A 10,997-nucleotide genomic window follows, 5' to 3' on the forward strand; every position below is an offset into this window, starting at 1 on the left:
GCCTGGCGAACTGCGACTCGGTCAACCCGGAGAACGGCTCGATCCACTTCGGATCATCCGCTGAGATCACCCCACCCATGCCCAGTCAACGCACCAACCGCCCCACCAGTTACGGGACAACCTCTAGTCACAGCCATTCCTTCAAGACCGCGACCAACACGGTGGCCCCCTAGAGGACGGCCGATTTGTCGGAGCGGGTGGGGCACCGCGCGGTGGCGCTTGAGGGCGTTGATCCGCATGCGACCGCGTGGGCGTGCGCGGATGTGGTTACGTCGGGCCTCGGTGGCCGTCCGCCGCCAGAACCGGCACGGCCCGCACCCGGTCCGGGCGCTTGCGCGGCCGTCCCGGGCCGAGCCGGGGTACCGGATTGCCTCCAGCACCGGCTCGAACTGCAGGGAAGCCTCGCGATGATCGACCTCAGGTCCTGCAGACCCGGACCCCACACGAATCAACGGACCAAACACTCTGGTCAGCGGTTGACGGCTCGCATCCCCGCCTCGTCATACCGCTCGCCCGCCGCCTCGGGCAGCTCCGCGTCGATGCGGGCCAGGTCGTCCTTGGTCAGTGCGATGTCGACCGCCGCTGCGTTCTGCTCCAGATAGGTGCGGCGCTTGGTGCCCGGGATCGGCACCAGGTCCTCGCCCTGGGCCAGTACCCAGGCGATGGCCAGCTGGGCCGGGGTCACGTCCTTCTCGGCGGCGATCTCCTTCACCTTGGCCGCCAGCCGCAGGTTCGCCTCCAGGTTGGTGTCCTTGAAGCGCGGGTTCTGGCGGCGCCAGTCGTTCGCGTCCAGTTCGTCCGGCGAGGTGAACCGCCCGGCGAGGAAGCCGCGGCCGAGCGGCGAGTACGGCACGAAGCCGATGCCGAGCTCCCGGCAGGCGGGCAGCACCTCGGCCTCCACGTCCCGCGACCACAGCGAGTACTCGCTCTGCACGGCGGTGACCGGGTGCACGGCGTGGGCGCGCCGGATGGTGTCCGCGCTCGCCTCGCTCAGCCCGATGTGGCGCACCTTGCCCTCGGCGACCAGTTCGCCCAGCGCGCCGACCGTCTCCTCGACGGGCACGTTCGGGTCGATGCGGTGCTGGTAGTACAGGTCGATGTGATCGGTGCCCAGACGTTGCAGAGAGCCGTGGACCGAGCTCTTGACGTGTTCGGCCGAACCGTCCTGCGGGCCGACCGTGCTGATGTCGCCGGGTACGGCGTTGTCCATCCGGTAGTTGAACTTCGTCGCGATCACATACTCGTCGCGATGCCCCCGGATCGCCTCGCCGACGAGCGACTCGTTGGTGAGCGGCCCGTACATCTGCGCGGTGTCGAGGAAGTTCATGCCCAGGTCGAGGGCGCGCCGGATGGTCGCGATCCCCTCGTCCTGGTCGGTGGATCCGTAGAAGGCGGACATGCCCATGCACCCAAGGCCGATGGCCGATACCTGGAGGTCCCGCAGACTGCGCTTTTGCATGCCGTGTCCCATGCCTTTCCTGCGTACTCGTTCATCGTTCGGGCGGCACCGGGCCCCTCATCCGACCGGTGTCGGATTCCGCCCCCCGGCATCCCGTGCGGTACACCGGCGGACGGGAGCCCCGTGCGCCACGATGTCTGCGACGCTACGCCCTGGAGCGCACTCAAGCGCAAGCCGACCGTTCCGGCAGGCTGACGGCTCGAACAGGTCGCTCTGCTGACCACCAGCCCCCTGCCGACGCCGGACAGCACCGGGGCGGGCACTAACCTGGCAGTGCTGCTCGATCATCACCGGACGCCTGCGCAGCAGCCTCGACCGGTGTCACCGAGGAACAGACGAGACCGAAAGCGGGCGACGTGAGCGACATACAAGCCGGCAATTGCACGAGTGCCCCGGCGCCGACTCCGGACGGCGCCCTGCTCGAGCGGGTACGTCGGCACCGGCGGCACACCCTGGAACTACTGACCGTCTGCGCTGTCGGTCTCGTCCCCTGGACCGTCATCCTGGGGGTGACACTGCCGTCCGGGTATCAGGTCCGTCATTGGCGCATGACGTGGGTGGGGTTCGACGTTCTGCTCGTGGTCGCGATGGCGTCCACCGCGATCTTCGGCTGGCTGCGCCACCGTGCCGTCATCGGGTCGGCTCTCGCCACCGCGGTGCTGCTGATCTGCGACGCATGGTTCGATGTGTCGCTCGCCCTCGGCACATCGGAGATCTGGCTGTCGGCGGCACTGGCGCTGTTCGCCGAACTCCCTCTGGCCTGCTACTTGATCCACCGGGTGATGGGCATGATCTCCTTGGCGCAGTGGCCCTCCGCCAAGACCATGGCCGGCAGTGACGAGCAGCCCCTCGACCTGGACGACTGAGGGAGCCGAGGCGCGGGGCATGAGGCGCACGGCGGCCGTCTGCCCCACAGGGGTTCAGCCCGCGGGCTGCCCCGGCCCCGACTTCGCCGGCTCCGGGTGCGGATACGACGGTGCCACCCGCAGCAGGCGGGCCGCCCAGCCGGGCAGATGCCAGTTCCACGGGCCGAACAGCGAGACGAGCGACGGAACCAGCAGCATCCGCACGATGGTTGCGTCCAGGAGGATGCCGATGCCGAGGCCCGTCGCCAGGGTTTTGAGGTCGGTGCCGGGGCCGGAGGCGAGCGCGGCGAACGCGAGGAAGAGGATCAGCGCGGCGCTGGTCACCAGTCGGCCGGTGCGGCCGATGCCCTCGATCACGGCGGCGTCGGTGGAGCGGCCGGTGTCGTACTCCTCCCGGATGCGGGAGAGGATGAACACCTCGTAGTCCATGGACAGTCCGAAGAGGAACGCGAAGACCATGAGCGGGATCCAGAAGGTGATCGCCCCGGTGGCCGCGATGCCGAAGACCGCGTTGGAGCCGTGACCGTCCTGCCAGAAGATCACCATCAGGCCGAGCGTCGCCGCGAGTGAGATCAGGTTCAGCACCACCGCCTTGAGCGGCAGCAGCAGGGAGCGGAAGGCGCGGACGAGCAGGACGTACGTCAGCAGCGCGATGATCGTGAGCATCAGCGGGAAGTTGCCGTAGACGGCGTGCATGAAGTCGATCTGCGCCGCGCCGATGCCGGCGACGCCGATGACACCGGGAAGCTGACCCGTGGCGTTCTTGACGCGTTTGACCACGCCCACGCTCTTCGAGTTCACGGTCTCGTGGTCGGGGATGACGACGACAATGCTCTGTCCGCCACGGTTGCCGGCCGGCCCGGAAGGCACGAGCACGCTGCTCACACCGTCGATCCTGGCCAACTGGGCGGCAGTCGTGCGGGCCTGGTCGGTGCGGACCAGGACCTCCATGGGGGTCAGCGCGCCGGTCGGCACGCCGCCGCGCTCCAGGGTCTGCAGGCTCTCGTAGGCCGGGCCGCTCTTGGCCAGGGATTCGGAGGAGGCGAGGCCGATCTTGATGCCGAGGAAGACTCCCACCAGCGCGAAGAGTGCGGCCAGCGCGGTGGCGGCCGCGATCCAGCGGCGTCGTACGACGGCGGCGGTCCACCGGCTCCAGAAGCGGCTGGCCCTGTCCTCGTGGCGGATCTTCGGCCAGTCGACCTTCGGCCCGATGCCGCCCAGGATCGCCGGGGTGAGGGTGAGCGTCGTCAGCACGCTTGCCAGCGGGATCAGAGCTCCGCCGTATCCCATGCTCCGCATGAACGGGACCGGCAGGACGACCAGCGCCAGCAGACCGATCGCCACGGTGACGCCGCTGAACACCACCGCGTGGCCGGCGCGTTCCATGGCGACGACGACCGCGTCGTGGTTGTCCCGGCCGTGGTCGCGCTCCTCCCGCCAGCGGGTGACGAACAGCAGCGAGTAGTCGATCGCCACGCCCAGACCGATGAGGGCGACCAGGAATTGCACGATGAACGACACATCGGTGGCATAGGTGAGCGGCAGCAGCATCACGAAGGTCGCCAGGATCGACACTGCGGCCACCAACAGCGGCAGCAGGGCCAGGAAGGAGGCGAACACGAAAGCCAGTACGGCCAGAGCGCCGACGGCGCCGAGGAGGGTCTCACCGAGCACGCCCGGTCCGCCGCCGTTGTCGCCGCCGGAGGCCAGCGTGTCCTCACCCGTCACCCCGATCGCAACGCCCGCGGGCACGGCCTTCTGGGCTGCCACTCGGATCGGATCGGTCAGCAGCTTCTGGTGGGGTGACGGGTTGAACCGGTAGAATACCAGGGCATAGGCCGTGCGGTCGTCCTTCGTCCGGAACGCCTTGTCACCGGTGTTCGCCTCGTCGATCACCCGCACACCCGGGACCGCGGTGCCGACTGCCGTGAACGCCCGCCCGACGTCCGTTTCGTGACCGGTGACGGTCTGCCCTGCCGGGAGTGTGACCGTGACCAGATAGGGATTGGTGTCGCCGCCGCTGCCGAAGGCGTGCTCGATGCGGTGAGCCGTCACGGTGCCGGGCTGGCCCGGCAGGGAGAAGTCGATCGTCAGCCGGTCCGTGGTCCGGCCTGCCAGCGCGATACCGGCGACGAGGACCAGGCCCCAGAACGCCACAACCGCCTTGCGGTGCCGCAGAACGAACTCGGCCCACCGTCGCATGCCCGGACCTTCCCCACGTCGTAGGTTGCGGGAGTTTAGCGCTATGCCTTCTTCCTTCACTATCAGGTAGATGCACGAACTTTGATCCGATCCGGTCTCCGTGTCGGCCTGAGGCTTCGGACGAGACGGATGAGTCGGATGAAAGGGACTGTGTGTACGTGTCCGGGGCGGTCGCCTGCCCTCAGCTCCGGCCGGCCGACCCCCCGCCCGGGACAGTGGGGCGGCCCGCGCCGGAGAAGATCACGCCGGGGTGGGTCGGTGTCTGGTTGAGGACCCACAGGCCGATCAGTGTGGCGAGGGTGAAGACCACCGCGATCAGGGCGGCCAGCACGAGGCGGCGGCGGCGCTCGCGGCGCAGCCAGTCGCCGCGGGCCGTGCGGTAGGCGTCGGGCGCGGCCCGCACACCGCCGGCCAGTGCCTCCAAAGCCTCGCGCAGCTCCTGTTCGGTGCGGTCCGGTGAGGTGTCGTTCATCGCCGGGCCTCCATCACCTGGCTCAGCGCGGCGATGCCGCGCGCGGTGTGTGTCTTGACCGAACCGCAGGAGATGCCCATCGCGGCGGCTATCTCGCTCTCCTTCAGACCGAGCCAGTGGCGCAGTACGAGTGCCTCACGCTGCCGCGCGGGCAGTTGCTGCAGGGCGTCGATCAGGGCGCGTTGGTCGTCGTGGAGCAGGGCGGTGCTCTCCGCGGAGGCGACCAGTTCGCTCGGCGGAGCTTCGACGTGCTTCCGGGCGACCTGCAGGTGGCGTATCCGCATCCGGGTCAGATTGCACACCGTGGAGCGCAGATAGGCCTCCGCCGCCCCGGGTTCCCGCAGCCGGCGCCACTTGCGGTAGATCTGGTAGTAGGCCTCGGCGACCACGTTCTCGGGATCGTCGGCGCCGAGCAGCACGGCCAGGCGCAGCATCGACGCGTAATGCAGTTCGAAGAGACGTGCCAGGGCCGCCTCGCGCTCCAGGTCGGCCGGATCGCGCACCGCGGGCGACAGGGCCTCGGGGTCGCCGGGCGGTGCGGCCATGGGCTGCGGGATGCGTGGTTCGGTGACCGCGGCCGCCATGGCCTGCGGCACCGTCACGCGCGGCTGCTGTCTGCGTCTCACGGGTTGTTCGCTCCCGTCTCGGGGCGCCGCCTGACGGTCAGGCGGGACGGTAGGTGGGTGGCGTCGGCGCCGCGCGGGGCGCCGAGGCGTTCGAGGACCGCGGTGCCGGCCACGGCGACGACCAGGTTGAGCAGCAGCGCCGCGAGCCCGGCGTAGACCTGCGGCGGCCGGTCGCCGAAGCCGAACGGCACGACGGACGAGAACCCCTCCCGCACCACCAGGTAGGTGCCGGCCGCCATGCCCACGGCCCATCCGGCCAGCAGCGCTCGCGGATGCAGGCGGCCGGTGAACAGGCCGATCGCCACCGCGGGGAAGATCTGCAGGATCCAGACCCCGCCGAGCAGTTGGAGGTTGATCGCGTCCTGGTCGCGCAGCCCGAAGACGAAGGCGACCGCGCCCGCCTTCGCGGTGAGCGACACCGCCCGGGCGATGCGCACCTGCCGCTTGGGGGTGGCCGTCGGGTTGACGTACTCGACGTATACGTTGCGTACGAAGCTGGTCGCGGCCGCGATCGACATCACGGCGGCCGGTACCAGCGCCCCCACGGTGATCGCCGCGAACACCAGCCCGGCCAGCGGCGCCGGCATCAACCGGTCGACGAGCATCGGTACGGCGGCTTCGGCGCCTCCCTTGGGTGCCCGTACTCCCGCCGCGAGGGCGGCGAGGCCGAGGAAGCCGAACAGGGCGAGCAGCCCTGTCCAGGCGGGCAACGCCACGGACACCTTGCGCAGGGTGCGCGGACCGTCGGCGGCGAAACCGGCGGTCAGCACGTGTGGATACATCAGCAGGGCCAGCGCGGAGCCCAGCGCGAGCGTGGCGTAGGCGGGCTGTTGCCCCGGCGTCAGCAGCAGGGCAGAGTGGGCGGCGTCCGTGCCGCCGAGCCGTCGCGCGGCGCCGTCGAAGACCGCGCCGGGCCCGCCGAGCCGCCCCAGGACCAGCCAGCACACGGCGGTGACCGAGACGAAGACCGCGCCGGCCTTGAGCGCCGAGATGACCGTGGGTGCCCGCAGGCCGTGCCGGTAGGTGGCCACCGCGAGTCCCGCGAACAGCGCCACCATCACCAGGTCACCGGCCACTCCCTGCGGGTACACTCCCCCGGCCGTCAACACCGCCCGTATGCCGAGCAGTTGGAGTGCCAGGTACGGCATCGTGGCGAGGATTCCGGTCAGCGCGACCACCAGTGCCAGCGGCGGGGATCCGTACCGGCCGCGCACGAAGTCGGCGGCGGTGACGTAGCCGTGCCGGCGGGCCACGGTCCACAGGCGGCTCAGCAGCACGAAGGCGAGCGGGCAGACGATCACCGTGTACGGCACGGCGAAGAAGGCGGGCGCCCCGTTGCCGTAGGCGAGTCCCGGTACGGCCGTGAAGGTGTACGCGGTGAAGATCGTGCCGCCCAGCAGCAGCCACGTCCACACGGGGCCGAGGCTCCGGTCGGCCAGCGCCCAGCCCTCCAGGGACGGCAGCCGGTCGGTGGGGTGCAGGCGCCGTGCGGTGACGGCAAGCAGCGACGCTCCGCCGGTCACGGCGAGAAACGTCGCGGTCATGGCACTGTCCGCCATGGGTCACCGTCCTTGGTGTGTGCCCTCGCGGGAGAGTTGCGCGGGCGGCCCGTCCGGAGGACACGGAACCGGCGGGAAATTTCCTGGAAATTCGCTGTCAACCGGTCCCGGCGGGAGCGCAACTCTTGCACAGACCCACAGCGATCGGGAGAGGAGCGCAGGTCATGGCACGGACCGGTCATCCCCGGCTACGGCGCGTCGCGATCGCCGTACTGCTCCTCGCGCCCGCCGCAGGCCTGCTGTGGGTGCCCTGGTACGCGGGTGCGGGCCCGCGGCTGGCCGGGACGCCGTTCTTCTACTGGTACCAGCTCGCCTGGGTGCCGGGGTGCGGCCTGTGCCTGCTTGCCGCATACGCGCTGACCAGGCACGGACGTCACGGTCCCTGATCCGTGGCACCCGTTCTGCCACTCGATCGCACTTGATCTCCCTTGATCGCCAGCGATCTCCCTTGATCTCGCTTGATCTCCCTTGAGGTGAGGAGCCGCCATGCCCACATCAGCCATGCCCGAATCCGGTCTTCCGGCGCCGCGGCGTCCGGGCCGGTCCCGGATGTCCCCACGGTCGGTCCTGCTCTGGACCACCGTCTCGCTGCTCGGCGCGGTCGCCTGGGGCGTTCTCGCCCTCGCCCGGGGCGAGAAGATCTCCGCAGTGTGGCTCGTCGTCGCCGCGCTCGGGTCGTATGCCATTGCCTACCGCTTCTACTCGCGCTTCATCGCCCGCCGCGTCCTGCAGCCGGACGACCGCCGGGCCACTCCGGCCGAACGCCTGGAGGACGGCGTCGACTTCCAGCCCACCGACCGCCGGGTGCTGCTGGGCCACCACTTCGCCGCGATCGCCGGTGCCGGACCGCTGGTGGGGCCGGTACTCGCGGCGCAGATGGGGTATCTGCCCGGGACGTTGTGGATCGTGGCCGGGGTGATCTTCGCCGGGGCGGTGCAGGACATGGTGGTCCTCTTCCTGTCCATGCGGCGCGACGGCAGGTCTCTCGGGCAGATGGCCCGTGACGAGATCGGCCGGGCGGGCGGAGCAGCAGCCCTGGTCGCCGTGTTCACCATCATGATCATCCTGCTGGGTGTGCTGGCACTGGTGGTCGTCAACGCGCTCGCCCACTCTCCGTGGGGCACCTTCTCCGTGGCGATGACCATCCCGATCGCTCTGTTCATGGGCGTGTGGATGCATCGCATCCGGCCGGGCCGGGTGGTCGAGGCCAGTCTCATCGGGGTGGCGCTGCTGCTGCTCGCCATCGCGGGCGGCAGCTGGATCCAGAGTTCCTCGCTCGCCGACGTCTTCACCCTCAGTCCGACGACGCTCGTGTTCTGTCTGGTCGGATACGGCTTCGTCGCCTCCGTCCTGCCGGTGTGGATGCTGCTCGCGCCGCGCGACTATCTGTCCACCTTCATGAAGATCGGCACCATCGCGCTGCTCGCGGTCGGCGTCGTGGTCGCCGCGCCGGTGCTGCGGGCCGACGCGGTCAGCAAGTTCGCCTCGTCCGGCGCCGGGCCCGTGTTCGCCGGGTCGCTGTTCCCCTTCCTCTTCATCACCATCGCGTGCGGCGCCCTCTCCGGCTTCCACGCCCTGGTCTCCTCGGGCACGACTCCGAAGCTGATCCAGAAGGAGTCCCAGGTCCGGATGATCGGTTACGGCGCGATGCTGATGGAGTCCTTCGTGGCAATCATGGCGCTGATCGCCGCGGCGACCCTGGAGCCGGGTCTGTACTACGCGATGAACGCACCGGCCGGCCTGCTGGGCACGACGGCCGAGTCCGCCTCGCACGCGGTGGCGGGCCTCGGCTTCACCATCACCCCCGACCAGCTGGCCCACGCGGCCAAGGCCGTCGAGGAGCAGAGCCTGATCGCCCGGTCCGGCGGTGCACCGACCCTCGCCGTCGGCATGTCGGAGATCTTCTCCGGCGTCTTCGGCGGCACGGCGCTGAAGGCCTTCTGGTATCACTTCGCGATCATGTTCGAGGCCCTGTTCATCCTGACCACGGTCGACGCGGGCACCCGGGTGGGTCGCTTCATGCTCCAGGACATGCTCGGCAATGTGTGGAGGCCGGTCGGCCGGGTCAACTGGAAGCCGGGCATCTGGTTGTGCAGCGGCCTGGTGGTGGCCGCCTGGGGCTACTTCCTCTACACCGGCGCCACCGACCCGCTCGGCGGAATCAACCAGCTCTTCCCGCTCTTCGGCATCGCCAACCAGCTCCTCGCCGCCATCGCCCTCACCGTGTGCACCACGGTCCTGATCAAGTCCGGGCGGCTGCGCTGGGCCTGGGTCACCGCCGTCCCCCTGGCCTGGGTGGTCACGGTCACCTTCACCGCCGGCTGGCAGAAGATCTTCTCCGGCGACCCCAAGGTCGGATTCTTCGCCCAGCGGGCACGGTACGCCGACGCCATCGACGCCGGCCAGGTCCTGCCGCCCGCCAAGAGCGTCAGAGACATGCACACCGTGGTCACCAACTCCACCGTGGACGGCGTCCTCATCACGCTGTTCCTGCTGCTGGTCGCCGTGGTCATCGCCAACGCGGCGGTGGTGTGCGTACGGGCCGTACGGTCGCCGCGGCCACTGCCGACGACCGAGGCACCGTACGTCGAATCCCGTATCGACCTGCCCGCGCAGGCGGACGAGCCGCTGGTGGGGGCCGGCTCGTGAACATGCGGGGCTGGGCGCGGACCGTGCGCTGGTATCTGCGTGAGCTGACCGGGGAAGCGGAGTACGACCGCTACTGCGAGCGGCACCGGCGCCACCACCCGCTCGCTCCGGTCCCCACCCGCCGCGAATATCAGGTGCTCCGCGCTCTGCACCGGGAGGAGCACCCGCACAGCCGCTGCTGCTGAGGCATTCGGCAACGACCGCCACGGGGCGGGTGCGCGTCCATGCGTGACGCTGCACCCGCCTCGCGCGCGTGGCGGGTCACGAGATCACGATCCACGGCGGGCGTGCCGGGCGATCTCGATGCTGAGCTGTGAGCCCAGTTCTTCAAAGCCCAGCACGGCCGCAACGCGTCGGGAGGCCGGTCGCCGGGCACGCCATCGCGGCAACAGCCCGGCAGCGAGCGCGTGCGCGACCGTTGCGCAGCCGGTCGCCCGCGCAAGTCCTCGCCCCCGCGCGGGCGGCGCGGGCAGCAAGCTGACGTGCCCTGCCGGGTCTTACAGGCCCGTCAACTCCCGGTGGCCGACGGGCAGTTGTCCCATAGTCAACGCGCCAGGGTGCGCTGGACGGAAGCGTTCCGGTGACGGGTACAACAACACCGCCGGACCGAGCACCCTGATCACGGGCAGCATCTGGCGGACCGACGCTGCATCCACAACAGCCTCCACCGGAAGGCCCCGCAGTGCATCACGGACAATCACAACGGCGCTGTCGCCGGGCACAGTCACGATCGCCGATCCGCCGACACCGGCACCCCGGCCAGGTCCTCCCGCGAGTGTGGCCGGCATCGCAGCATGATTGGCTGGCCCCGGTCAGTGCAACAACACACCGGAGGGCACCGCAGCCATGAGCAACGGCTACACCTACGAGTACAAGGTCGTCACCTTCAGGGAGTCGCTGATCGGTGACGCGCTGGACAGCGACAAGCTGGAGAAGGTCCTCAACAAGCATGCCGAGGACGGCTGGGGCCTCAAGGCGATCACCTCCGCCGACGTCAAGGGGCGCATCGGCCCCGGATCTGTCGAGGGTCTGCTCCTCACTTTCGAACGGCCCCGCGCCTAGCGTCGGCCGTACCACTGCTCACAGCGTCGGGGGGGTGCCTTCCCGGCTGACGACATGGAGGCCGGGGTCGGTGCGGTGCAGCGCGGCCAGGGCGGCGGGCAG

Annotated in this window: 11 protein-coding genes and 1 pseudogene; 5 read left to right on the forward strand and 7 right to left on the reverse strand. The window is 70.0% G+C overall.

The genetic code is table 11. From position 1 onward, the window contains the following. Positions 1-79 (reverse strand): annotated as a pseudogene (locus P2Q00_RS50290) (IS5/IS1182 family transposase); the annotation flags it as partial. Between the two features lie 390 nt (positions 80-469). Beyond that, positions 470-1,459 carry an aldo/keto reductase gene (locus P2Q00_RS50295; protein ID WP_275781807.1) on the reverse strand — a complete coding sequence of 330 codons (990 nt, stop codon included), beginning with the start codon at positions 1,457-1,459 and terminating at the stop codon, positions 470-472. Positions 1,460-1,815: 356 nt separating this feature from the next. Between P2Q00_RS50295 and P2Q00_RS50300 the strand changes: the two genes are divergently transcribed. After that, positions 1,816-2,325: a hypothetical protein gene (locus P2Q00_RS50300; protein WP_275781809.1), complete on the forward strand. Its 510-nt coding sequence runs from the start codon at positions 1,816-1,818 to the stop codon at positions 2,323-2,325. Between the two features lie 54 nt (positions 2,326-2,379). On the opposite strand, the gene P2Q00_RS50305 is transcribed toward P2Q00_RS50300, so the two are convergent. The 4 genes from P2Q00_RS50305 to P2Q00_RS50320 form a co-directional block, all read right to left on the reverse strand. Then, complete coding sequence (locus P2Q00_RS50305; protein ID WP_275781811.1) at positions 2,380-4,527, reverse strand: MMPL family transporter; 2,148 nt, start codon at positions 4,525-4,527, stop codon at positions 2,380-2,382. Between the two features lie 181 nt (positions 4,528-4,708). Next, positions 4,709-4,999, reverse strand: a complete 291-nt coding sequence (locus tag P2Q00_RS50310; RefSeq protein ID WP_275781813.1) for a hypothetical protein — start codon at positions 4,997-4,999, stop codon at positions 4,709-4,711. After that, positions 4,996-5,625: a sigma-70 family RNA polymerase sigma factor gene (locus tag P2Q00_RS50315; protein ID WP_425579490.1), complete on the reverse strand. Its 630-nt coding sequence runs from the start codon at positions 5,623-5,625 to the stop codon at positions 4,996-4,998. The genes P2Q00_RS50310 and P2Q00_RS50315 overlap by 4 nt, the downstream gene beginning before the upstream one ends. Beyond that, on the reverse strand, positions 5,622-7,184 hold the full coding sequence (locus P2Q00_RS50320; RefSeq protein ID WP_275781814.1) for a sodium:solute symporter family protein: 1,563 nt from the start codon (positions 7,182-7,184) through the stop codon (positions 5,622-5,624). The genes P2Q00_RS50315 and P2Q00_RS50320 overlap by 4 nt, the downstream gene beginning before the upstream one ends. Positions 7,185-7,348: 164 nt before the next feature. On the opposite strand from P2Q00_RS50320, the gene P2Q00_RS50325 reads away from it, so the two are divergent. The 3 genes from P2Q00_RS50325 (at position 7,349) to P2Q00_RS50335 (ending at position 10,018) form a co-directional block, all read left to right on the forward strand. Continuing rightward, positions 7,349-7,570: a DUF3311 domain-containing protein gene (locus tag P2Q00_RS50325; RefSeq protein ID WP_275781816.1), complete on the forward strand. Its 222-nt coding sequence runs from the start codon at positions 7,349-7,351 to the stop codon at positions 7,568-7,570. A 100-nt stretch (positions 7,571-7,670) separates the two neighbouring features. Further along, positions 7,671-9,833, forward strand: coding sequence for a carbon starvation CstA family protein (locus P2Q00_RS50330; RefSeq protein ID WP_275781817.1), 2,163 nt, complete (start codon positions 7,671-7,673; stop codon positions 9,831-9,833). 2 nt (positions 9,834-9,835) lie between these two features. Next, a complete protein-coding gene (locus tag P2Q00_RS50335; RefSeq protein WP_275781821.1) occupies positions 9,836-10,018 on the forward strand; it encodes a YbdD/YjiX family protein in 183 nt (60 codons plus the stop codon). Between the two features lie 84 nt (positions 10,019-10,102). Here P2Q00_RS50335 and P2Q00_RS50340 read toward each other — a convergent pair whose 3' ends face one another. Next, positions 10,103-10,309 (reverse strand): GNAT family N-acetyltransferase, encoded by a 207-nt coding sequence (locus P2Q00_RS50340; RefSeq protein WP_275781818.1) that lies wholly within the window; start codon positions 10,307-10,309, stop codon positions 10,103-10,105. A gap of 370 nt (positions 10,310-10,679) precedes the next feature. On the opposite strand from P2Q00_RS50340, the gene P2Q00_RS50345 reads away from it, so the two are divergent. Further along, positions 10,680-10,895 carry a DUF4177 domain-containing protein gene (locus tag P2Q00_RS50345; RefSeq protein WP_232654759.1) on the forward strand — a complete coding sequence of 72 codons (216 nt, stop codon included), beginning with the start codon at positions 10,680-10,682 and terminating at the stop codon, positions 10,893-10,895. Positions 10,896-10,997: the final 102 nt, after the last annotated feature.

The organism is Streptomyces coacervatus (assembly GCF_029223485.1).
Taxonomy (GTDB): domain Bacteria; phylum Actinomycetota; class Actinomycetes; order Streptomycetales; family Streptomycetaceae; genus Streptomyces; species Streptomyces coacervatus.

Excerpts from the sequence above, each read along its gene's own strand:
- P2Q00_RS50305 (WP_275781811.1), bottom strand. The coding sequence starts at position 4,527 with ATGCGACGGTGGGCCGAGTTCGTTCTGCGGCACCGCAAGGCGGTTGTG.
- P2Q00_RS50310 (WP_275781813.1), bottom strand. The coding sequence starts at position 4,999 with ATGAACGACACCTCACCGGACCGCACCGAACAGGAGCTGCGCGAGGCT.
- P2Q00_RS50335 (WP_275781821.1), top strand. The coding sequence starts at position 9,836 with ATGCGGGGCTGGGCGCGGACCGTGCGCTGGTATCTGCGTGAGCTGACC.
- P2Q00_RS50330 (WP_275781817.1), top strand. The coding sequence starts at position 7,671 with ATGCCCACATCAGCCATGCCCGAATCCGGTCTTCCGGCGCCGCGGCGT.
- P2Q00_RS50320 (WP_275781814.1), bottom strand. The coding sequence starts at position 7,184 with ATGGCGGACAGTGCCATGACCGCGACGTTTCTCGCCGTGACCGGCGGA.
- P2Q00_RS50325 (WP_275781816.1), top strand. The coding sequence starts at position 7,349 with ATGGCACGGACCGGTCATCCCCGGCTACGGCGCGTCGCGATCGCCGTA.
- P2Q00_RS50345 (WP_232654759.1), top strand. The coding sequence starts at position 10,680 with ATGAGCAACGGCTACACCTACGAGTACAAGGTCGTCACCTTCAGGGAG.
- P2Q00_RS50295 (WP_275781807.1), bottom strand. The coding sequence starts at position 1,459 with ATGCAAAAGCGCAGTCTGCGGGACCTCCAGGTATCGGCCATCGGCCTT.